The sequence below is a fragment of the Amycolatopsis rhabdoformis genome (assembly GCF_035918295.1).
Lineage (GTDB): Bacteria > Actinomycetota > Actinomycetes > Mycobacteriales > Pseudonocardiaceae > Amycolatopsis > Amycolatopsis rhabdoformis.
The window spans coordinates 8,993,684-9,014,761 of sequence record NZ_CP142149.1 but is presented as its reverse complement, the minus strand read 5'-3'; the positions used below and the strand labels follow the sequence as shown (position 1 = coordinate 9,014,761).

Annotated in this window: 19 protein-coding genes; 7 read left to right on the top strand and 12 right to left on the bottom strand. The window is 68.5% G+C overall.

The annotated features are described in order from the left end of the window. Positions 1-5: 5 nt before the first annotated feature. The gene (locus VSH64_RS41915) at positions 6-1,211 is read left to right on the top strand and encodes a cytochrome P450 (protein ID WP_326568261.1); all 1,206 of its coding nucleotides are present in this window, start codon (positions 6-8) and stop codon (positions 1,209-1,211) included. Between the two features lie 40 nt (positions 1,212-1,251). Next, entirely contained in the window at positions 1,252-1,446 is a 195-nt protein-coding gene (locus VSH64_RS41910) for a ferredoxin (protein WP_326568260.1), read from the top strand. Positions 1,447-1,489: 43 nt separating this feature from the next. Here VSH64_RS41910 and VSH64_RS41905 read toward each other — a convergent pair whose 3' ends face one another. Beyond that, positions 1,490-2,269 (bottom strand): class I SAM-dependent methyltransferase, encoded by a 780-nt coding sequence (locus VSH64_RS41905; RefSeq protein WP_326568259.1) that lies wholly within the window; start codon positions 2,267-2,269, stop codon positions 1,490-1,492. Between the two features lie 48 nt (positions 2,270-2,317). On the opposite strand from VSH64_RS41905, the gene VSH64_RS41900 reads away from it, so the two are divergent. Continuing rightward, positions 2,318-2,905 carry a TetR/AcrR family transcriptional regulator gene (locus VSH64_RS41900; RefSeq protein WP_326568258.1) on the top strand — a complete coding sequence of 196 codons (588 nt, stop codon included), beginning with the start codon at positions 2,318-2,320 and terminating at the stop codon, positions 2,903-2,905. Positions 2,906-3,260: 355 nt separating this feature from the next. Here VSH64_RS41900 and VSH64_RS41895 read toward each other — a convergent pair whose 3' ends face one another. The 4 genes from VSH64_RS41895 to VSH64_RS41880 all read right to left on the bottom strand — a co-directional run bounded on the left by VSH64_RS41895 (position 3,261) and on the right by VSH64_RS41880 (position 7,455). Next, positions 3,261-4,031, bottom strand: coding sequence for a carbohydrate ABC transporter permease (locus VSH64_RS41895; RefSeq protein WP_407655712.1), 771 nt, complete (start codon positions 4,029-4,031; stop codon positions 3,261-3,263). A 95-nt stretch (positions 4,032-4,126) separates the two neighbouring features. After that, positions 4,127-5,062: a carbohydrate ABC transporter permease gene (locus VSH64_RS41890; RefSeq protein WP_326568257.1), complete on the bottom strand. Its 936-nt coding sequence runs from the start codon at positions 5,060-5,062 to the stop codon at positions 4,127-4,129. 55 nt (positions 5,063-5,117) lie between these two features. Beyond that, positions 5,118-6,464 carry an ABC transporter substrate-binding protein gene (locus VSH64_RS41885; protein ID WP_326568256.1) on the bottom strand — a complete coding sequence of 449 codons (1,347 nt, stop codon included), beginning with the start codon at positions 6,462-6,464 and terminating at the stop codon, positions 5,118-5,120. After that, complete coding sequence (locus tag VSH64_RS41880) at positions 6,451-7,455, bottom strand: zinc-dependent alcohol dehydrogenase family protein (RefSeq protein WP_326568255.1); 1,005 nt, start codon at positions 7,453-7,455, stop codon at positions 6,451-6,453. The genes VSH64_RS41885 and VSH64_RS41880 overlap by 14 nt, the downstream gene beginning before the upstream one ends. 131 nt (positions 7,456-7,586) lie before the next feature. On the opposite strand from VSH64_RS41880, the gene VSH64_RS41875 reads away from it, so the two are divergent. Further along, positions 7,587-8,570 (top strand): sugar-binding transcriptional regulator, encoded by a 984-nt coding sequence (locus tag VSH64_RS41875; RefSeq protein ID WP_326568254.1) that lies wholly within the window; start codon positions 7,587-7,589, stop codon positions 8,568-8,570. Here the strand turns inward: VSH64_RS41875 and VSH64_RS41870 are convergent. After that, positions 8,562-9,176, bottom strand: a complete 615-nt coding sequence (locus VSH64_RS41870; RefSeq protein WP_326568253.1) for a LysE family translocator — start codon at positions 9,174-9,176, stop codon at positions 8,562-8,564. The two genes, VSH64_RS41875 and VSH64_RS41870, sit on opposite strands and share 9 nt — an antisense overlap. 188 nt (positions 9,177-9,364) lie before the next feature. Here VSH64_RS41870 and VSH64_RS41865 point away from each other — a divergent pair, with 188 nt between their 5' ends. Next, positions 9,365-9,991 (top strand): hypothetical protein, encoded by a 627-nt coding sequence (locus tag VSH64_RS41865; RefSeq protein WP_326568252.1) that lies wholly within the window; start codon positions 9,365-9,367, stop codon positions 9,989-9,991. Positions 9,992-10,010: 19 nt separating this feature from the next. Here VSH64_RS41865 and VSH64_RS41860 read toward each other — a convergent pair whose 3' ends face one another. Next, complete coding sequence (locus VSH64_RS41860) at positions 10,011-12,515, bottom strand: DEAD/DEAH box helicase (RefSeq protein ID WP_326568251.1); 2,505 nt, start codon at positions 12,513-12,515, stop codon at positions 10,011-10,013. Positions 12,516-12,669: 154 nt separating this feature from the next. On the opposite strand from VSH64_RS41860, the gene VSH64_RS41855 reads away from it, so the two are divergent. Then, positions 12,670-13,926 (top strand): primosomal protein, encoded by a 1,257-nt coding sequence (locus VSH64_RS41855; RefSeq protein WP_326568250.1) that lies wholly within the window; start codon positions 12,670-12,672, stop codon positions 13,924-13,926. A gap of 148 nt (positions 13,927-14,074) precedes the next feature. Here the strand turns inward: VSH64_RS41855 and VSH64_RS41850 are convergent, their stop codons facing one another. Together VSH64_RS41850 and VSH64_RS41845 are read right to left on the bottom strand one after the other, a co-directional pair. Continuing rightward, positions 14,075-15,289 (bottom strand): MFS transporter, encoded by a 1,215-nt coding sequence (locus tag VSH64_RS41850; protein ID WP_326838185.1) that lies wholly within the window; start codon positions 15,287-15,289, stop codon positions 14,075-14,077. 112 nt (positions 15,290-15,401) lie between these two features. Continuing rightward, positions 15,402-16,493 (bottom strand): adenosine deaminase, encoded by a 1,092-nt coding sequence (locus VSH64_RS41845; RefSeq protein ID WP_326568249.1) that lies wholly within the window; start codon positions 16,491-16,493, stop codon positions 15,402-15,404. Positions 16,494-16,704: 211 nt separating this feature from the next. Here VSH64_RS41845 and VSH64_RS41840 point away from each other — a divergent pair, with 211 nt between their 5' ends. Continuing rightward, a complete protein-coding gene (locus tag VSH64_RS41840) occupies positions 16,705-17,832 on the top strand; it encodes a PA containing protein (RefSeq protein WP_326568248.1) in 1,128 nt (375 codons plus the stop codon). Between the two features lie 326 nt (positions 17,833-18,158). Here VSH64_RS41840 and VSH64_RS41835 read toward each other — a convergent pair whose 3' ends face one another. Genes VSH64_RS41835 through VSH64_RS41825 form a run of 3 tightly spaced genes read right to left on the bottom strand, consistent with a single transcriptional unit; the run spans position 18,159 to position 21,078 of the window. After that, entirely contained in the window at positions 18,159-19,436 is a 1,278-nt protein-coding gene (locus VSH64_RS41835) for a thymidine phosphorylase (protein ID WP_326568247.1), read from the bottom strand. Then, positions 19,433-19,822 (bottom strand): cytidine deaminase, encoded by a 390-nt coding sequence (locus VSH64_RS41830; protein ID WP_326568246.1) that lies wholly within the window; start codon positions 19,820-19,822, stop codon positions 19,433-19,435. The genes VSH64_RS41835 and VSH64_RS41830 overlap by 4 nt, the downstream gene beginning before the upstream one ends. After that, positions 19,822-21,078 (bottom strand): ABC transporter permease, encoded by a 1,257-nt coding sequence (locus VSH64_RS41825; RefSeq protein ID WP_326838184.1) that lies wholly within the window; start codon positions 21,076-21,078, stop codon positions 19,822-19,824. Before VSH64_RS41825 ends, VSH64_RS41830 begins: the two co-directional genes overlap by 1 nt.

Here is a 21,078-nt window from a genome sequence, read left to right as displayed (position 1 = left end):
GAACGATGACCACAGCCGAGGAGCTCGAGCTGCCGGTGGCACGCAAGTGCCCGTTCGCGCCGCCCGAGGAGTACACGCAGATCCGCGAGGAACAGCCGATCACGCGCGTGAAGATCCCCGACGGCAAGGAAGCCTGGGTGGTCTCGCGGCACGAGGACGTGCGCACGGTGCTCAACGACCGCCGCTTCTCCTCCGACCGCTTCAACGAGAACTTCCCGATCCTCGTCAAGGGCGGCAACGTGTTCCGGCGCAGCAACGCCGAGCGCACGATGATCACCATGGACGCGCCGGAGCACGGCCCCGCGCGCAAGTCCGTGCTCGGCGAGTTCACGGTGAAGCGCGTGAACGCGATGCGGCCGCGGATCCAGGAGATCGTCGACAAGCTGGTCGACGACATTCTCGCGGCCGAGGGTCCCGTGGACCTGGTCGAGGCGCTTTCGCTGCCGGTCCCGTCGCTCGTGATCTGCGAGCTGCTGGGCGTGCCGTACACCGAGCACGACTTCTTCCAGGAGAACACCGCGAAGCTGCTCAAGCGCACGGTCTCGTTCGACGAGCGGCAGGCGGCGTTCGAGAACGTGCGCGGGTACCTCAGCCGGCTGATCACGACCAAGGAAGCCGCCCCGGGCGACGACCTGCTCGGCCGGCAGATCGTGAAGCTGCGCTCGGAGGGCACGTACGAGCACGGCGCGGTGCTGGGCCTGGCGTTCCTGCTGCTCGTGGCGGGCCACGAGACCACGGCGAACATGATCTCGCTGGGCACCGTCGGTCTGCTGCAGAACCCTTCGCAGCTCGACGCGATCAAGGCCGACCCGGGCAAGACGCTCGACGCCGTCGAGGAACTGCTGCGCTACTTCACCATCGTCGACACGGCCACCGCGCGCGTCGCGGTGGAGGACGTGGAGCTCGGCGGCGTCACCATCCGGTCGGGTGAAGGCGTGCTGGCGCTCGGCTACACCGCCAACTGGGACCCGACGGTGTTCGACGAGCCCGCGAAGCTCGACATCACCCGCGGCGCGCGCCACCACGTCGCCTTCGGCTTCGGCCCGCACCAGTGCCTCGGCCAGAACCTGGCCCGCGCCGAACTCCAGATCGTGTTCGACACGCTGTTCCGCCGCATCCCGTCGCTGCGGCTCGCGGTCGACGTCGACGACCTGCCCTTCAAGAGCGACGCGTCGATCTACGGGCTGTACCGGCTGCCGGTGACCTGGTAGAGATCACACTGCTCCCACCACGAGCCAGGAAGAGGAAGTCATGAAGATCATCGCGGACACCGGCAAGTGCGTCGGCGCCGGTCAGTGCGTGCTCACCGAGCCCGCCCTGTTCGACCAGAGCGAGGACGACGGCACGGTGATCGTGCTCAACGAGACGCCCGAGGGCGAGCTCGTGGAGAAGGCCCGCGAGGCCGTGAACGTCTGTCCGAGCCAGGCGCTCTCGCTGCAGGACTGAATCCGAGCCCCGCGGCCGCGTGTTCCTCGCGCGGCTGCGGGGCTCAGTTCTTTCTCGCGGTGAAGAGCACCGTGGTGTAGTCGCACGTGAAGCTGCCGCCCTGCGCGTCGATGGCGGCTCCGACGGCGGTGAGGACCTGGTCGCGCTGCTCGGTTGAGACTCGCGTGAGGCCGCCTTGGGTGGGGAGCAGGTCGAGGTACTCGTCGCGGGTGTAGTCGTGGTGCCATTCGTAGATGTGCTGTTCGGCCTGGTGCCACTTGTCACCGGTGAAGGTCTTGTCCGCCAACGGTTTGTACGCGACCGGCGTCGGGGCCTTCTGGCCTTGGATCTTGATCGGCGACTCCGGCACCGCCTTGGTGAACGCCTCGCCGAACGCCCGCGCGATGTCCGGGGGTGGTACGAACAGGTGCCAGAACAGGGCGAGCACTCCCCCGGGCTTCAGCACTTCGGCCGCCTTTTCGCCGCCCTTTTCGGGGTCCACCCAGTGCCACGCCTGGCCTGCGGTGAGCAGGTCGAACGTGCGGCCCTTCGGGTCCCACTCCTCGAAGGTGGCCACTTCGACGTCGAGATTCTGCCTGCGCGCGAACTCGGCCATCCGCTCGTCGGGCTCCACGCCGAGCACGGTCTTGCCCTTTTCCTGCAACTGCCGTGCGACGATGCCGGTCCCGGTCCCGATGTCGAGCACCTCCTTGGGCCCGGCTTGGGTGAGCTGGGTGATCAACTCGGCCGGATACCGGGGCCGCGCGCGGTCATAGCGCTCCGCGTCAATGCCGAACGACTCGGCGGTGGACCTCAACTCGTGCGGCTGCGGTAAAGTGGGCATCCGCCCACTATAGTGGGCACTCGCCCACTCAGGCCAGGAGTTTCTTTCGTGCCCACCGGCGTCCACCTGCGCGACGTGCGCACCCAACTCTTCGACGCCGCCGAACGCGTGCTGCTGCGCTCCGGCCCGAGCGCCCTGACCAGCCGCGCCGTGACCGACGAGGCCGGCTGCGCGAAAGGCGTGCTGCACAAGCACTTCACCGACTTCGACGGCTTCCTGACCGAACTGGTCCTCGACCGCATCGCCCACGTGGAGGCCCGCTCCGACTCCCTCGCCGCGGCCGCCGGCACCGCACCGGTCATCGACACGGTCTGCTCGGCCCTCACCGACGTGTTCTCCTCGGTCGCCCTCTCGATCGTCGCCCTCATCACCTTCCGCGACGACCTGCGCTCCCGCCTGCGCGCCGCCCGCCCGGGCCCGGGCGTCCCACTGGCCACGGACGCCGCCCGCATGCTGGCGCACTACCTCACCGCCGAACGCACCCTCGGCCACCTCTCCCCATCCGCCGACGTCGACACCCTCGCGGCCACCCTGGTCGGCACCGGCCACCTCCTGTTCGCCGACCGCTCCGGCGACCGCGACCCGGACACGCTGCGGCCGATGGTGGCTTCGGTGCTTTCGCCGGTGCTGACTTAGTCCGGGTTTCCTGTTCTGATGGCCTTGACGGTTGCTCGGACGCTGGTTTGCTCAAGCGCTGAGTTGCCGAGGAAGACTTCCGTCCAGGCTCGCGGCGTTCGTCGTGCTGCAGGCCTGATGTTCCTGACCAACGCCCACGACGCGTGGCGCTACTGGACCTCGACGCTGCCCGACACCGGCCACGCCGGCGCATCACCGGAGAACCCGTCACCTGCGCCGGAAACCCTTCACCAAGGCCGCACCCAGCCAAGCCAAGCAAGCCACCCAACCAAGCGAGTCAAGCAAACCCAGCCCCCACACAAAAAAGATGGCCACCCCCAACACCCAGGGATGACCACCCAACCAAACCAAAACCCTACTTCACCGCACCCATCGACAACCCCCTCACCAAGTGGTTCTGCGCAAACCACCCCACGATCATCACCGGCAACGAAGCCAACAACGCCGCAGCCGACAACTGCGCCCAGTACAGCCCCTCACTAGTGATGAACCCGACCAGGAACACCGGCACCGTCCCGGCCCGAGCGGCCGTCAGGTTCACCGCGTAGAAGAACTCCGTCCACGAGAAGATCACGCAGATCAACGCCGTAGCCGCGATCCCCGGCGCCACCACCGGCATGATGATCTTGCGCAGCAACGTCGGCAGATTGGCCCCGTCGATGTGCGCCGCCTCGATCATCTCGCCCGGGACTTCCAGGAAAAACGACCGCATCATCCAGATGGCCAGCGGCAGGTTCATCGACGTGTACAGGATGATCAGCGCCCAGACCGTGTCCAGCAGGTTGGTGTTCTGCGAGATCACGTACAGCGGGATGATCGCCGCCACGATCGGCAGCATTTTGGTGGACAGGAAGAAGCTCAGGGCGTTCTTCGTCTTCTTTACCGGCGCCAGCGAGAGGGCATACGCGGCGGGGATCCCGAGCAGCAACACCAGCAGCGTCGAGATCACCGTGACGAAGGCCGAGTTCGCCAGGTACGGCAGGAAGCCGCCCTTGAGCACGCCGGAGATCTGGTCGAGCGTCGGACTGAAGAAGAGCTTGGGCGGGTCGGTGTAGGCGTCCGATTCCTGCTTGAACGCCGTGAGGATCATCCACAGCAGCGGGAACACGAACAGGATCGCGACGATCCACGTGACGACCGTGAGCGAGCCCGCCCCGAAGCGGCGCTTCCGGCGGACCGGCGCCGCCGCCGAGGTCCTGCTGGCCAAGGGAGGAGCAGTGGTCACTTCGTGCCTCCGTCCACAGAGAACGCCCGGAACATCAGGCGCAGCGCGAAGGTCGCCACGATCATCGTGATGATCACGACCACCACGCCCATCGCCGACGACTGGCCGATGTCGAAGCCCTCGAACGCGCGTTGGTAGATGTAGAACGGCAGGTTCGTGCTCGCGGTGCCGGGCCCGCCCTGCGTCATCAGGAAAATGGCGTCGAAGCTGTTCACGATGTAGATCGCGCCGAGCAGCGTGGCCAGCTGCAGGAAGCGCGACAGGTGCGGCAGCGTGATGGACACGAAGGTGCGCCAGCGGCCGGCGCCGTCGACCGACGCCGCCTCCAGCACGTCCTTCGGCTGGCTCTGCAGACCGGCCAGGGTCAGCAGCATCATGAACGGCGTCCGCTGCCAGATGATCTGCGCCATCACCGCGGCGAGCGGAAACTGCGAAAGCCAGTCGACGTCGGTGCCGAACAAGAAGTGCAGCAGGCCGTACGTCGGGTCGAACATCGTGGTCTTCCACAGCAGCGCGCCGGCCGCGGGCAGGATCAGGAACGGCGTGATCAGCAGCGTGCGCACGAAACCGCGGCCGACGAACTTGCGGTCCAGCAGGATCGCCAGGCCGAGCCCGATCAGGAGCGACAGGAACACGCAGACCACCGTGAGCACCACGGTGTTGAGCAGCGCACCGAGGAACGTCGAGTCGGTGAACACATCGGCGTAGTTCTGGAAGCCCACGAAGTGCCGCGAACCCGGCCGCACCAGGTTCCACGACTGGAACGAGTAGTAAATGGTGAGCAGGAACGGAATCTGCGTCACCGCGATCACGAAGATCAACGCTGGTAGCAGGGGCAGCCGCCGCTTTCCGGCGCGGCCGCCGGCCTTCTTCGTGGTCGTCGTGCGCGTGGTCGCCGGCGCGGTACCGGCGGGGACAGAGATCGTACTCATGGCTTCACCGCCTGGACTGAACACGCAGTGTTGACTGATTCGATCGCCAGCTCACTCATGGCTTCACCGCCTGGTAGGACTCGCCGACTGTGGCCGCGTACTTCTGGGATTGCGCCAGCGCGTCCGCCACCGACGTCTGCCCCGCGATCGCCGCGGACAGCTGCTGGCTCACGCGCGTGCCGAGGTCCTGGAACTCCGGGATCCCGACGAACTGGATGCCCGGGTACGGCACCGGGCTCACCATCGCCTTCTGCTGGTTGGCGTCGGCGATGCCGTCGAGCGTCGGCTGGGCGTAGGCCTTGGCCGCGTCGCGGTACTGCGGGATCTCATACGTCGACTGGCGGGTGCCCGGCGGCACGCGGTTCCAGCCGTAGGTCTCGCCGACCTTCTTCGCGTACGCCTTGTCCGTCATCCACGCCATGAACTTCCAGGCGTCGTCCTTATCCTTCGCGACCTTCGGGATGCCGAGCGCCCAGGTGTAGAGCCAGCCGCTGGCCTGGGTCTTCTCCACCGGCGCCGGCGCGTAGCCGTTCTTGCCGACGACCTTGCTGCTCGACGGGTCTTCGGTGGTGCCGGTCATCGACGTGGCGTCGTACCACATCGCGGCCTGGCCCTGGGCGTAGCGCGTGCCGCATTCGGAGAACCCGGCGCTGGAGGCGCCGACCTCGCCGTGGTCGCGCACGAGGTTCACGTAGAAGTTGGCCGCCTGCGTGAACTCGGGGCTGGTGAGCTTGGCGTTCCAGTCCTTGTCGAACCACTGCGCGCCGAACGTGTTGGCCACCGTGGTGAACGGCGCGAGGCTCTCGCCCCAGCCCGGCTTGCCGCGCAGGCAGATGCCCGCGACGCCGGCGTTCTTGTCGTCGAGCTTCGCGGCGTAGTCCGCGATCTGCTGCCACGTGGGGTGCGCCGGCATGGTGATGCCGGCCTTGGCGAAGAGGTCCTTGCGGTAGACCACAAAGGACGATTCCCCGTAGAACGGCACCGCGTACATCTGGTTCTCATACGACAGCGACTGCCGGATGCTGGGGATGAAGTCGTTCTCGTCGTAGGTCGGCGTGGCCTTCATGTGCGGCTCGAGGTTTTCGAGCCAGCCGTTGGCCGCCCACTGCGGGGCTTCGTAGTTGCTGATCATCACCACGTCGAACTCGCCGCCCTGCGTGGCGGTGGACGCGGTGATCTTGGCGCGCGCCTCGTTCTCCGGCAGGGACACGAACTTGAGGTGCACACCCGGGTTCGCCTTCTCGAACTCGGCGGAGAGCGAGATGGCGTCCTTCATCTGGGGGTTCGAGACGATCGCGATCACGAGCGTCCGCCCACCGCTGCCGAACGAGCCGGCTCCGGCGCATCCCGTGACGAACAACGCTGTTGCGGCAAGGAAGCACAGGAGCTTACGCACGGCCACCTCCGGGGAGCACCTGGATCTTGAGGCCCGAGCCGCTGCGCATCTTCGTGAGTGCTTCGGGGTACTGCTCCAGCGGCAGCGTGTCCGTGATGAGGGCTTCGGTGTCGATGTAGCCGTTCGCCACGAGGTCCAGCGCAGCGCCGTAGCTGTTGAGCACGGCCATGGAGCCGACGATGGTGATCTCGTCGTTGTAGATGCGGAACGGCGAGAGCGCCACGCGGGCCTCGGCAGGCGCGACGCCGAAGACCAGCAGCCGGCCACCTCGGCGCAGCGCGTCGAAGGCCGACTCGATCGCGGGCGCGGCCCCGGTGCAGTCGACGGCGGCGTCGTAGAGCTCACCGTCCAAAGCGGACACGTCTTCGGCCACGGCGGTGGCGCCGAGGTCGGTGGCGCGCGGCAGGCGGCTCGCGTTGCGGTCGACCACGGTCACCTGCGCGCCGGCGCGCTGCAGCAGCTGCTGCATGATCAGGCCCATCGTGCCGGCGCCGACCACGAGGAAGCGTTCGCCGGCCTCCACGCCGATGCGGCGCACGCCGTGCACGGCGCAGGAGACGGGCTCGACCAGCGCGCCCTGCTCCCAGGTCATCGAGTCGGGCATCTTGTGGCAGGTGTCGGCGGGCACGGCGACATATTCGGCGAAGGCGCCGTTCACGGTGTCGCCGGTGGCGGCCCAGTTGGCGCAGAGGTTGCCGTGGCCGCTGCGGCACGGCGTGCAGTACCCGCAGTAGATCGACGGGTCGACGGCCACGCGGTCGCCGACCTTCCACTCGGCCGGCACGTCGGCGCCGAGCTCGACGATCTCGCCGGCGAACTCGTGACCGGGAACGATGGGGTACGGCGTCGGCGGGAAGTGCCCGTCGGCGATGTGCAGGTCGGTCCCGCAGATGCCACAGGCGCCGACCTTCACGACGACCTGGCGCTCTCCGGGCTTCGGATCGGGAACGTCGCCGACCCGGATTTCCCCGGGCCGGTCCACGATCGCGGCACGCATGCCTCATCCCCTTCCTGGGCGCTCATCTGAGCGGTATTTACGTAGTGCGGAGCTAATGAGTGGAAGCATTACAGGCGTTTTCTAGGGGTTTCGTCAACCTTTCGGGTTGAATCCTGCGTTATAGTGCTCAGATGAGCAGGAAGAAGGCGCGGCCGCTGCTGACCGAGAGCTTGGAGCTGGCCACGATGGCGCGGCGCTTCTACGTGCAGGGCCGGTCGAAACTGGAGATCGCCGACGAGTTCGGCGTGAGCCGGTTCAAGGTCGCGCGCCTGCTCGACACCGCCCGCGAGACCGGCCTGGTGCGCGTGGAGTTCGACCTGCCCGCGCCGCTCGACGTCGAGCTGTCCGACGAGGTGAGGCGCGCGTACGGGCTTCAGCGCGCGTTGGTGCTCGAACGAGCGGCGGAGAAGGAGCCGCGCGAAGTCGTGCGCAAGAAGGTGGGAACGCTCGCCGCTCACCTCCTCGAGGAGATCGCGCGCCCGACGGACGTCATCGGGCTCTCGTGGGCGCGGTCGGTCAACGCGATGACCGAGGCCATCCGGACGATGCCGCGCTGCCCGATCGTGCAGTTGTGCGGCGTGCAGGCCGGCATGGACATGCGCGGGCGCTCCGTGGAGACCGTGAGCCGCGTGACCTCGGTTTCCGGGGGCGACGCGTATCCGATCTTCGGCCCGCTCGTGCTCCCCGACCGCCGGACCACGGAGATCCTGCGCCACCAGCCCGGCATCGCCGAGACGTTCGGGCAGTTCGGCAAGCTGACCAAGGCCGTGGTGAGCATCGGCGCCTGGCAGCCCGGCGAGTCCACGGTCTACGACGCCCTGGACGAAGCCGAACGCGCCGCCATCGCCGCCCGCGGCGCCACGGCCGAGGTCGCGGCGCGCTTGTTCGACGCGTCCGGAAACGCTTTGTCGACCGGGCTCGCGCACCACGTGCTGGCGATCAGCACGGAAGAACTGCTCGCCGTGCCGGAGGTCATCGCGATCGGTTACAGCCGGCCGAAAGCCGCGGCCGTCGACGCCGTGCTGCGCTCCGGCATGGTGTCCACGCTGATCACCGACGCGGCGGCCGCCGTGCCATTGCTGGAGCTGGCGGCGCAGCGGCCGTTGTCAGAGTGAGCTGTCGACCGCGAGCACGCCGGCGAGGATGACGAAGCAGATGCCGGAACCGGCGTCCACCTTGCGCTGGGTCCGGGCCTTCACCCCGGCGACGCCGATGGCGCGACCGACCAGCACGTAAGCGAGGCCGACCAGCAGCTCCACGCCGAGGTAGGCGGCACCCAGCTCGGCGAGCGCGGCCGGGCTGCCGGTCGTGGTGAACTGCGGCAGCAGCGCGGCGAAGAGCAGCAGCGCCTTGGGGTTGCTGATGGCGACCACGAACTCGTTGATCACCACGGCACGCAGGTTCTTGCTCTTCGGCGGATCCTGCGTCTGGCTCATCTCACGGCGCGCCTTGAGGATGCTGCTCACGCCGAGCCACAGCAGGTAGGCGACGCCGATCCACTTGAGGATCGTGAGCAGCTCCGCGGACGCGGCCAGGAGCGTCCCGAGCCCCGCCGCCACGAGCCCGATGAGCACCACGAACGCCACGAACCGCCCGCCGATGCCGGCCATGGCGTAGCCGACGCCGTAGCGCGCGGCGTTGCGCAGGCCGAGCAGTTGGTTGGCGCCCGGGATGAGCGACACCAGCACCGCGGCGGGGACAAATCCGGCCCAGTCGACCATGGCTCGCCTCCTTGGGTTTCGTTCGGGGGGACGGTAACCCGGGGTTGTCCGGTGGTGGCGGGGTTTGTGACGAAGTCTTCAGGCGTTGTGGTGATTTGGTCGGATGATCAACGGCCGTTCGGGCTCCGGGTGATCTCAGGGTGTTCACCGGATGTGCCGGTGGTGGTGACCGCGCGATCGTTACCGCCATGACCCGGGTTTCCCCGCGCTGGCGGCAGGCTTTGGTGTGGCTGCACGCGCTTTCGTCGATCGCCTGGATGAGCCAGGCGTTCGGCCTGATGACGCTGACGATCGTGGCCCTGCAAGGCGACGCCAGTGTGCGCGCCGCCGCCATGACCATGGCCCGCCACCTCGACTCGGCGCTCCTGGCACCCATGGCGAACGCCGCCGCCTTCACCGGCCTGATGCTCGCGGCCGCGACAGCCTGGGGCTTCTTCCGGCACTGGTGGGTGCTGGTGAAGTTCGGGCTCACGCTGGTGCAGCTGTACGCCGGGATCTTCCTGCTGTCACCCGCCCTCGAAACCGCCGCCGCCACCGCGACCCCGCAGTGGCAACAGGCCGCCGGCGCGGGCCTGATGGCGGGCGGGCTTGCGGTGCAGGCGTGGATTTCGGTGGCCAAGCCTTGGTCTCGTACGCGGTGGTCTCCTGCGACGAAGCCCGCTACGGCGCCTACTTGGGTGTTTGTGGCTGGGGTGGTGGCGCCGGTTTTCGATACGACGGCGGGGTTGGTGTTGGGGTATCCGTTGCCGGCGTTGTCTTTGGTGATGCTGATTGTGGTGTTGGGCGGGAGGCGGCAGCGGTTGGCGTTGGCTTGACGCTCGCCCCCACCCAACCTCAGAGCTGATTCACATCCACAATCCGCACCACAGCCGACCCCACCTCATCCGACTCCCGCAGGTCCACCTCGGCACTGATGCCCCAGTCGTGGTCACCAGCCGGGTCGTCGAAGATCTGCCGCACGCGCCACACGTCCGGCTGCTGCTCGATCAGCAGCAGCGCCGGCCCGCGAGCGTCCGGGCCGATGCCCAGGGAGTCGTGCTCGTCGTAGTAGTCCTCGAGGGCGTCTTCCCAGGCGTCGGCGTCCCAGCCGGTGGCCGTGTCGAGTTCGCCGAGGGCGTAGTAGTTGCGGCGGGCCGCGAGTTCGACGCGGCGGAACAGTTCGTTGCGCACCAGGACGCGGAAGGCGCGTTCGTTGCGGGTGACCGCCGGGGGCTCGGCGGGCACGCGTTGGGTGACCGGGCCGTCCTCCGACGGGTGGCGCAAGGCTTCCCACTCGTCGAGGAGGCTGGAGTCGACCTGGCGCACGAGTTCGCCGAGCCATTCGATGAGGTCCTGCAGCGCCTCGGTTTTCGCCTCGTCCGGCACGGTGTGGCGCAGCGCGTCGTAGGTGTCGGCCAGGTAGCGCAGCACGAGGCCTTCCGAGCGCGCCAGCTGGTAGAAGCCCACGTACTCGACGAAGTTCATCGCGCGCTCGTACATGTCGCGCACCACGGACTTCGGCGAGAGCTCGTAGTCCGCCACCCACGGATGGCCCTGGCGATAACTCGAATACGCCGCCGACAGCAGCTCCTCCAGCGGCTTCGGGTACGAGACGTTCTCGAGCAGCTCCATCCGCTCGTCGTACTCGATGCCCTCGGCCTTCATCGCCTGCACGGCCTCGCCGCGGGCCTTGAACTGCTGCTGCGAAAGCACCGGCCGCGGGTTGTCCACAGTGGATTCCACGATGGACACCACATCCAGCGCGTACGACGGTGAGTCCACATCGAGCAGCTCCACGGCCGCCAGCGCGAACGGCGACAACGGCTGGTTCAGCGCGAAGTCGAACTGCAGGTCCACCGTAAGGCGGACGATCCGACCCTCCGAGTCCGGTGTGGACAGTCGCTCCACGACGCCCGCGGCGAGCAGCGCGCGGTAGATCGCGATGGCGCGCAGGATCAGCCGCCGCTGGGTGGGACGGTCGGAGTGGTTGTCCTCCAGCAGGTGGCGCATGTGGTCGAACGCGTTGCCCGGCCGGGAGATCACGTTGAGCAGCATCGAGTGCGACACCTGGAAGCTCGACGTGAGCGGCTCCGGCTCGGCCGCGATGAGCCGGTCGAAGGTGCTCTCCGTCCAGTTGACGAACCCCTCGGGCGCCTTCTTGCGGACGATCTTCTTCTTTTTCTTCGGATCGTCGCCGGCCTTCTCCAGGGCCTTCGCGTTCTCCACGACGTGGTCGGGCGCCTGAACCACCACGTACCCGTCGGTGTCGTACCCGGCGCGGCCCGCGCGCCCGGCGATCTGGTGGAACTCGCGCGCCTTGAGGTGGCGCTGGCGTACGCCGTCGTACTTGGTCAGCGCGGAGAACACCACCGTGCGGATGGGCACGTTGATGCCGACGCCGAGCGTGTCCGTCCCGCAGATCACCTTGAGCAGGCCGCTCTGCGCGAGCGTCTCCACGAGCCGGCGGTACTTGGGCAGCATGCCGGCGTGGTGCACGCCGATGCCGTGGCGCACGAGCCGCGAGAGCGTTTTGCCGAAGCCCGCGGAGAAGCGGAACTCGCCGATCAGGTCGGCGATGGCGTCCTTCTCGGCCTTGGTGGTCACGTTGATGCTCATCAGCGTCTGCGCGCGCTCGATGGCCGCGGCCTGCGAGAAGTGCACCACGTACACCGGCGCCTGGCCGCCGTGGAGCAGCTCGGACATGGTCTCGTGGATCGGCGTGAGCGCGTAGCGGAACGTGAGCGGCACCGGCCGCTCGGCCGAGGTCACGACGGCCGTGCTGCGGCCGGTGCGCCGGGTCAGGTCCTTCTCGAAGAACGAGACGTCGCCCAAGGTGGCCGACATGAGCACGAACTGCGCGCCCGTGAGCTCGATGATCGGCACCTGCCACGCCCAGCCGCGGTCGGGCTCGGAGTAGAAGTGGAACTCGTCGGCCACGACCTGGCCCACCGGGGCGTCGGCACCGAAGCGCAACGCGATGTTCGCCAAGATTTCCGCGGTGCAGCAGATGATCGGCGCGTCCGCGTTCACGCTGGAGTCGCCGGTCATCATGCCGACCTGGTCGGCCCCGAAGATCTCGATGAGCTGGAAGAACTTCTCCGAGACCAGCGCTTTGATCGGTGCGGTGTAGTAGCTGCGGCGGCCGTGGGCGAGCGCCGTGAAGTGGGCGCCGACGGCCACCAGGCTCTTCCCGGAGCCGGTGGGCGTCGAGAGGATCACGTTGGCGCCCGAGACGACCTCGATCAGCGCCTCCTCCTGCGCCGGGTACAGCTGGATGCCCCGCTCGGCCGTCCACGTGGAGAAGGCTTCGAACAGGGCGTCGGCGTCGGGATCCGCTGGCAGGAGGTCTGTGAGTGTCATCGTGGTGCCCATCGTGCCATCCCCGGGCCGCCAGTTCTCCAGGGGCGATCGCGGGTGCTTGCCCCAACCCGTAGGCTTCGCGGTACCGCGCACCGACCGGGGGATACTTCCGGGCACGCGCGCGTACACGGGCGTTACTCCGGAGGGTTCAGGCATGGCACAGGACATCATCCCGATCGAGCTCGGGCTGCCGCAGGGCGACGTCGTCACCCTGTGGGCTCCGCGGTGGCGGGAGGACGGCGAGGAGTGGGAAGCGTTCCTCGGCGACGAGGACGACCTGTACGCCTTCCCGGACGCCGCTCACCTGGCCGCCTTCGTGCGCACGTCCGAGCAGCACGACCTGCTCGACCACCCGGCGTGGGACGCGGTGCCGGCGCTGAACGTGCCCGAGCTGATCCCGGACGACGACCACTCCTACGACCTCGTCGGCGTGCCCGAACTGGTCGCCGAGGAGCCCGATTCGTGGACGATCGGGGAGCTCGCGGAGATCGTCGGCATCGTCCGTTCGCTGGCTGACGTGTGCGAGCTCGAAGAGGTGCACGAGGTCCTCGACGCGTACGAGGGCTTCTCGCTCCTGGAGCAGGGCCGGCTGCCGTTCACCGGCCGCGAGGGCGAAGCGCTCTGGAACGACCTGTCGAAGGCCGTGTCCGAGAAGTGGGACATCGTGCTCGACGCGATCGACAACCTCGTGACCGTGCCCGACGTCGACGCCGCGGTGCTGGAGCAGACCGCGGAGGAGCTGGCGGCGTTCCACGAGGAGTCGGCCGAGGCCGAGGCCGCGCAGCCGGAGGACCTCGAAGCCGTCGACGCGCCCGACTCGACCGACGAGGCCGACGCCGAGGACGACGAGCCGGTGGGCTTCTGGGGCGAGGTCGGCATCGACCCGATCAAGATCGTCACGGCCGGCGCCGAGTACTACACGCTGCGCTGCTACCTCGACGACAAGCCGATCTTCCTCGGCAGCGAAGGCGAGATCGACGTCTTCTCCTCCACGAAGGCCCTGCTCGCCGCCCTCAAAGACGGCAAGAACGTGGCCGACACCGACCTCGCCGACGTGTCCACTTGGGACGAGGTGCTGGAGAAGGCCGCCGCGGACGACCTCGAGATCGACATCGACGCCGAGAACACCTACATCCTCACCGGCATCGACGACGACATCGCCGAAGGCGTCGAGTCCATCGACCCCAACCAGCTCGAACTCGCGGTGGAACTCATCACCGACGCGGCCGACTGGTCCGACGACGACTCCGTCGAGACGGCCCTCTCGCAGAACGAAAGCCTCGGCTGGCTGGTCTCCTTCGTCCTGCGCCCGGACCCGACGCGCCTCGAGCCGAGCGCGCCGTTCGACACGGAGCAGAGCGCGTGGCGCAAGCTGGTGGAGTCGTTCGAGAATCGCCTGACGGTGGTCTGAACCTCTTAGCTGTTTGACGGAAGGCCATCCGCCGGGGAGACCTGGTGGGTGGCCTTCTTCGACGGTGTCCGTGATGTCCCAGCTGATCCGCGAGCCCGCCCCGGACATCTGGCGCCGACACCTTGACAGCCCGCACCTCCGGTCCCGCTCAGTGGCGCATCTCAGCCTCCGCCCTCACCGGAACCACCGCGACAGCCAACGCCGGAAAGATCGCGACCAGACCGAACGCCAACGCGTACCTCGAGTCCCCGATCAGCAGCCCCAGCAGCGGCGGTGTGAGCGCCCCGGCGATGTTTTGGCCGGTGTTCTGCACGCCCATCGCGCGGCCCGACCAGGCGACGCCGGCGAGTTCCGCGGAGGCTGTGAAGCCGAGGCCGTTGTCGGCGACGGTGATGATCGCGGCGAGGACCAGGGCGATCAGCACGAGCCACAGCCAGGTCGCGTCGCCGAGGGCCACCAGCAGCATCACGGCCACGCTCGCCACGGCGAGCTGGCGCATCGGGCGCAGGCGGCTGCCGACGCGGTCGGACCACCAGCCGGAGCCCAGGCGGCCCGCCGCGCCGAGCACCTGGGCCACCGCGAGGAACACGCCGGCCGCCGCCGCGGTCCAGTGCTGCTGGGAGACGAGGTAGACGGGCGCGAACGCCGAGACCGCGAACTGCGGCACGACCAGCAGCGCGCTCGCGCCGTGCACGCGCCAGAGCCACGGCTTGCGGTACGGCGAAGGCGGCTTCTCGGCGCCGGCAGCGGGGCGCGGCGGCCGCGGCGGGTCCACCACGAGCGCGGCGACCAGCAGAGCCACCACGATCGCCAGCGCGGCGGGCAGCAGCATCGCGGCCTGGAACCCCCAGCGCGCGGCCAGCGGCGGCAGGCCCAGCGCGGCGACGCCGACGCCGAGCGGCTGGGCCGTCTGGCGGATGCCCATGGCCATGCCGCGCTCGGATTTCGAGAACCAGCCCATCACCACGCGGCCGCTCGCCGCGTTGACCGAAGCCGTGCACGCTCCGGCTACGAGGAACACCCCGAAGAGGAGCCCGACCGGGTGATGCCAGAGCGCGGCGTACACCAGGAGTAACCCCGACGTGCCCAGTCCGAGGGCCATGATCAGCCGCTCTCCGTAACGGTCCGCAGCCGCGCCCCACACGATCAGGGTGAACAGCAGGCCGATGCTCGGCGCGGCGACGACGGTGCCGGCCTCGGCGAGCGTGAGGCCTTCGGCGGCGCGCATCGCGGGCACCAGGAAGGGCAGTCCGTAGAGGAAGGAGCAGCTCGCGGTCTGCGCGGCGAGGCCGAGCGCGAGGATGAGCCACCGTCGAGAACTCGGCTTTTCGCGTATCGACTCACCGGCCACGACCTGCGCCATCGTCTTCACCGTCTCATTATATGGGAATTACTTCCTACATTCTGAACTTTAGTTGGGCATGCTAACGAACGCAACCACCATCGAGGGGGCAGCGTCCGGAAGCAGGGCGGCGTCAGGCCAGCGCGGCGTACCCGGGCTTGATCACGTCGTTGATCAGCGACAATCGGGCGTCGAAATCGAGGAACGCGGATTTCATGGCATTGATCGTGAACCAGCGAAGATCATCAAGACCGAACCCGAACGTGGTCGCCAGAGCGGTGAATTCACTGGTCATCGTGCATCCGCTCATCAGCCGGTTGTCGGTGTTCACCGTGACCCGGAAGTGCAGCCGGGCGAGCTGGGCGATCGGGTGCTCGGCGAAGGAGGCGACGGTGCCGGTCTGGACGTTCGACGTCGGGCAGATCTCGAGGGGTATGCGGCGGTCCCGAACGTAGCTCGCGAGCCGTCCAAGGTGGACGGTTCCGTCCGAATCGGTCTTGATGTCCTCGATGATCCGCACGCCGTGGCCGAGCCGCTCGGCGCCGCAATACTGGATGGCTTCCCAAATGGAGGGAAGGCCGAATGCCTCACCGGCGTGAATGGTGAAATGCGCATTGTTCTGACGCAAATACTCGAATGCGTCGAGATTTCGGGTAGGCGGAAAGCCGTCCTCGGGACCGGCGATGTCGAAGCCCGCCACGCCGGCGTCGCGGTGGCGTACGGCCAGCTCGGCGATCTCGAGGGCCCGGGCGTGCTGGCGCATCGCGCAGAGCAACGCGCGGGCCGTGATCGCACCGCCCGCGGCGGCCACGCGCTGTGTTCCCTCGTCGATACCGGTCTGGACCGCTTCGACCACCGCATCGAGTGACAGGCCGCGCTCGACGAACAGCTCGGGCGCGTAGCGCAGCTCGGCGTAGACCACACCGTCGGCCGCGAGGTCTTCCACGGCCTCGGCGGCGACTCTGACCAGCGCTTCCTCGGTCTGCATCACGCCGCAGGTGTGGGCGAACGTCTCGAGGTAGGACACGAGCGAGCCGGAGTCGGCGGCGTCGCGGAACCAGGTGCCGAGGGCTTCGACGTCGGTGGTGGGCAAGGCGTCGTAGCCCGTCGCGTCGGCGAGCTCGACGACGGTGGCCGGGCGAAGGCCGCCGTCCAGGTGGTCGTGCAACAGGACCTTGGGGGCTCGGAGCAGGGTCGCTGCGTCGAGCGGGGTTACGTCTGACATGCACCAACGGTAGTCTTGTTGTCATTCCCCTACATGGCCGTAACTCTCAGCGTCGAGGCAACCCTCAGCTTTGACGATCAAGGACGGAATCGGCCATCCGGGTAACGACGCCGTTATCCCGTCTTGGCGGGGCCCACACGCACAGCAATTTTTCACTGGATAAGCTTCGGGCCACGTCCCTTCCATTTCCCCGCCGACGAAGGACACAGCAGTGACCACTGACAACCACATTGCCGCTCCGTCCTTCGACCGGATGCGCAACATGCTGGTGCGCGCGGCCGAAGTGCGCGAGAGCGAACAGCAGCAGATCTTCGACGCGCTGGACGACATCTACGCCCGCCTGGCCCCGGTCGACTCGCTGGGCGCCGTGCGCAAGCGCCTGTCCGAGATGCCCGACCGCACCGAGGTCGGCGTGATCGCCGAGCGCCTCGACGAGGCGATGACCCGCCTCGAGGTGCAGGACAACGCGATCGCCGCGCTGACCCACGCGGTCGAGAGCATCGTCGACAAGCTGGCCAAGCCGTTCGCGCAGCTCGACGGCCGGCTCGACGGTGTCGCCGCGCGCTTCGAAGGCGTCGCGGGCCGGATGGACGGGCTCGAGGACAAGCTGCAGAACATCCACCGCCGGCTCGACGAGCTGGGCGGTCACCTGGACAAGCAGGACGCCAAGCTCGACTCGATCCCGCAGACCACGCAGGGCCCGGTGCGCGAGCGCATCGAGCTCGCCGAGGCCACCCTGCGCGAGCGCATCGAGTCCACGGACGCCAGCCTGCGCGAACGCATCGAGACGGCCGACCACGAGCTGCGCTCGCGCGTCGACGAGCTCGACCGCGCCACCCGCGAGCGCTTCGGCAGCACCACCGACGCGCTGCGCACCGCGATCACCGAGACCGGCGAGATGGTCGACTCCTCCGCGCGCCTCGAGGGCATCGTCAACCGCCTCGACTCGGTCACCCAGCGCCTCGACGACCTGGGCAACCGCCTCGACAAGGTCGAGGACGGCTTCGTCTCCCAGCTGGGCGACCTGGACGGCTCCATCAAGACCGGCCTCTCCAAGGTCGAGGGCACCCTGGCCAAGCAGCCGGACACCGACTCGGTCGACTCCCTGGTGCGCCGCTCCAACGACGAGTCCGTGCGCCGCATCGGCGGCCAGCTGGACGAGGCCATGGCGACCTTCGCCGAACTGATGCTGGGCGGCGGCCCGGCCGTTCAGCAGATCGCCCCGCCGGCGCCTGCGCCGCGCCAGCCGCGGCGCAGCTCGCGCAACGGCCGCTCGCCGAAGGCGGTCGACCCGAAGGCGAAGAACGGCTCGGAGCCGGAAGACGCCGCTGGTGAGTGAGGTTCAGTCCTCTTGAAGTGGGCCCCTGCCGTTGGCGGGGGCCTTCTTCGTTCGGACCACTTCGTGGCAGTGCCCCCGCTGGAATCCAACGGGGGCACCGTGGTGTCCGCGTTGGCTACCGCGGGTCATCGGTCAGCCAGGGGAAGCGGAACTGATCGGGGTGTAGTTGCACGCCTCGAGGCAGGCGGACCAAGCCGGACACCAACCACATGCGGCGCTGGCTCAGACCAACCACCATCCGGAACAACCCTGCTCAACCGCAGGCCCGAACCTCATTGAAAGAGCCCCCACCGAATCCGGCAAGGGCACCTCCAAGCGAACCAGACTCAACCCCGGATGGTCTCCAAAACGATCGGCCCCGGCACCGGCGCAGCCGACGACACCGTGAACGCCCCCTCCAACGCCTCCAGCGCCCCAGCCACCGCCTCCGGCGTATCCGTGTGCAGCTCCAGCAAAGGCGAACCCTCCACCACCGGCTCCCCCGGCTTCGCCAGGCACAACACGCCCGCCGCTGCCTGCACCGGGTCTTCCTTGCGCGCCCGGCCGGCGCCGAGGCGCCAGGCGGCGACCCCCACCGAGTAAGCGTCCAAAGAAGCCAGCACGCCCGAAGCGGGAGCCGGAACCACGTGCACATGAGCAGGCTCAGGCAGCGGCGCCGAAGGATCCCCACCCTGGGCAGCGATCATCCGGCACCACGTCTCGTAAGCCTCGCCCGAGGCAAGCACGGCCGCAGGATCCACTGAGGACAACCCCGCCAGCGCAAGCATCTCCCGCGCCAACGCCACCGTCAGCGCGACCACATCCGAAGGCCCGCCGCCCTGCAACACCGACACCGCCTCGGCGACCTCCACGGCATTGCCTACCGCACACCCCAGCGGCACGTTCATGTCCGTGATCAACGCGGTCGTCGGAACACCATGCGCGGCACCGATCGAGACCAACGTCGAAGCCAGCGCGCGAGCCGAAGCGACGTCCTTCATGAAGGCACCCGAACCGGCCTTCACATCCAGTACCAGCCCCGAAGCGCCCTCGGCGATTTTCTTCGACATGATCGACGAAGCGATCAGCGGCACCGACTCCACCGTCGACGTCACGTCCCGCAGTGCGTAGAGCTTCTTGTCCGCCGGTGCCAAGCCGTCGGTGGCCGCGCAGACGACCGCGCCCACCGAGGAGAGCTGGGCGGTGATCTCGGCCAAGGAAAGAGAAGCGCGCCAGCCGGGGATGGACTCCAGTTTGTCCAGGGTGCCGCCGGTGTGGCCGAGGCCGCGGCCCGAGAGCTGCGGCACGGCGGCGCCGCACGCCGCGACGAGAGGGGCGAGCGGCAGGGTGATCTTGTCGCCGACGCCGCCCGTCGAGTGTTTGTCCACAGTGGGCCGGGAGACCGACAGGGACAGCCGCGAGCCCGACGAGATCATGGCCGCGGTCCAGCGCGAGATCTCCGCCAGCGTCATCCCGCGCAGGAAGATGGCCATCGCCAGGGCGGCCATCTGTTCCTCAGCAACGGCGCCGTGCGTGTACGCGTCCACGACCCAGTCGATCTGGGCGTCCGACAGCACGCCGCCGTCGCGCTTCGTGCGGATGATGTCGACGGCCGCGAAGGTCACGGGAGGTCCTCGGGGCCGAAGGCGTCGGGCAGCACGTCCGACATCGGCAGCACGCCGCGCGGGGTGTCGACCAGGCACGACGAGCCGCCGAGTTCGAACAGGATCTGGCGGCAGCGCCCGCACGGCATGAGCAGCTCGCCGGCGCCGCTGCGGCAGGCGACGGCCACGAGGCGGCCGCCGCCCGAGAGTCGCAGCTGGCCGGCCATCGTGCACTCGGCGCACAGACCCAGGCCGTACGACGCGTTCTCGACGTTGCAGCCCGTGACCATCCGGCCGTCGTCCACGATGCCCGCGACGCCGACGTGCAGGCCGGAGTAGGGGGCGTACGCGGAAGCAGCGGCCGTGACCGCCGCCGCGCGCAGGGCGTCCCAATCGAAGTCGGACATCAGTCACCCTCCCCTCGTCGATAAGGCGCCCCGTCGGCCTTCGGTGGACGTAGTCGTTGAGACGCCACCGCGAGCACGATCAGCGTCACGAAGTGCGCCGTGTACGGGATCAGGTCGCTCGGCAGCGTGTCGTTGGTCCAGTAGATCGCGTACAGCGCGCCGGCCCCGATCACGCCCAGCGCGGCCGCCAGCCAGCGGCGCCGGATCAGCTGCACCACCACGATCACGGCCAGCAGGATCACCGCGCCGTACAGCAGCGCGAGCACCGCCGTGCCGCCGCCGGCGAGCTGCAGGCCGTCGGCGTAGCCGAACAGCGCCGCGCCGCCCAGCAGGCCGCCGGGACGCCAGTTGCCGAAGATCATGGCGGCCAGGCCGATGTAACCGCGGCCGTTGGTCTGGTTCTCGAGATAGTCCGCGCCGCCCTTGAGCAGCACCAGCGAAGCGCCACCCATACCGGCGAAACCACCGGAGATCAGCACGCCGAGGTACTTGTAGCGGTACACGTTGACACCCAGCGACTCGGCCGCCACCGGGTTCTCACCGCACGAACGCAGCCGAAGGCCGAAGCGCGTGTGCCAGAGGAGCCAGTAGCTCACCGGCACCAGCAGGATCGCGATCATCGTGAGCGGCGCGATCCCGGTGATCAGGCCACGCAGGATGCCGGCGACGTCGGAGATGCCCACGCGCTGCTCGTTCTCCAGCGTGCCCAGCCAGTCGGACAGGCCCGAGGCCGAGTACGTGTCGAACTTCGGCACCGGCGGCGACTGGCGCGGGTTGCCCGAGATCGGTTCGAAGATCAGGTTCGCCAGATATTTGGCGACGCCCAGTCCCAGCAAGTTGATCGCCACACCGGAGACGATGTGGTTCACGTTGAAGGTCACCGTGGCCACCGCGTGCAGCAGGCCGCCGATGGCACCGAACGCGATGGCCGAGATCAGCCCGACCCAGACGCCGCCGTAGTAAGCGCCCCAGGCCGCACCGAAGGTGCCGAGGATCATCATGCCCTCGAGGCCGATGTTGACCACACCCGCGCGCTCCGACCACAGGCCGCCGAGCGCACACAGCAGGATCGGCAGCGCGAGCCGCAGGGCCGTCGACGTCGTGTTGCTCGACGTCAGCGCCGCGACACCGGTGGAGTAGGACGCCGTGGACATCACGCCGATCGCCACGACCGCCCAGATCACGCCGCGCAGCCAGCCCGGGATCCGCGGCCGGCGCTTGATCGGCTCGGTCATGCCGGAGGCGGGCTCCGGCAT

Bases quoted from the DNA above. Each gene is read 5' to 3' on its own strand.
- VSH64_RS41915 (WP_326568261.1), top strand. From the start codon at position 6: ATGACCACAGCCGAGGAGCTCGAGCTGCCGGTGGCACGCAAGTGCCCG.
- VSH64_RS41910 (WP_326568260.1), top strand. From the start codon at position 1,252: ATGAAGATCATCGCGGACACCGGCAAGTGCGTCGGCGCCGGTCAGTGC.
- VSH64_RS41905 (WP_326568259.1), bottom strand. From the start codon at position 2,269: ATGCCCACTTTACCGCAGCCGCACGAGTTGAGGTCCACCGCCGAGTCG.
- VSH64_RS41890 (WP_326568257.1), bottom strand. From the start codon at position 5,062: ATGAGTACGATCTCTGTCCCCGCCGGTACCGCGCCGGCGACCACGCGC.
- VSH64_RS41880 (WP_326568255.1), bottom strand. From the start codon at position 7,455: ATGCGTGCCGCGATCGTGGACCGGCCCGGGGAAATCCGGGTCGGCGAC.
- VSH64_RS41875 (WP_326568254.1), top strand. From the start codon at position 7,587: ATGAGCAGGAAGAAGGCGCGGCCGCTGCTGACCGAGAGCTTGGAGCTG.
- VSH64_RS41870 (WP_326568253.1), bottom strand. From the start codon at position 9,176: ATGGTCGACTGGGCCGGATTTGTCCCCGCCGCGGTGCTGGTGTCGCTC.
- VSH64_RS41865 (WP_326568252.1), top strand. From the start codon at position 9,365: ATGACCCGGGTTTCCCCGCGCTGGCGGCAGGCTTTGGTGTGGCTGCAC.
- VSH64_RS41860 (WP_326568251.1), bottom strand. From the start codon at position 12,515: ATGACACTCACAGACCTCCTGCCAGCGGATCCCGACGCCGACGCCCTG.
- VSH64_RS41855 (WP_326568250.1), top strand. From the start codon at position 12,670: ATGGCACAGGACATCATCCCGATCGAGCTCGGGCTGCCGCAGGGCGAC.
- VSH64_RS41850 (WP_326838185.1), bottom strand. From the start codon at position 15,289: ATGGCGCAGGTCGTGGCCGGTGAGTCGATACGCGAAAAGCCGAGTTCT.
- VSH64_RS41845 (WP_326568249.1), bottom strand. From the start codon at position 16,493: ATGTCAGACGTAACCCCGCTCGACGCAGCGACCCTGCTCCGAGCCCCC.
- VSH64_RS41830 (WP_326568246.1), bottom strand. From the start codon at position 19,822: ATGTCCGACTTCGATTGGGACGCCCTGCGCGCGGCGGCGGTCACGGCC.
- VSH64_RS41825 (WP_326838184.1), bottom strand. From the start codon at position 21,078: ATGCCGGAGCCCGCCTCCGGCATGACCGAGCCGATCAAGCGCCGGCCG.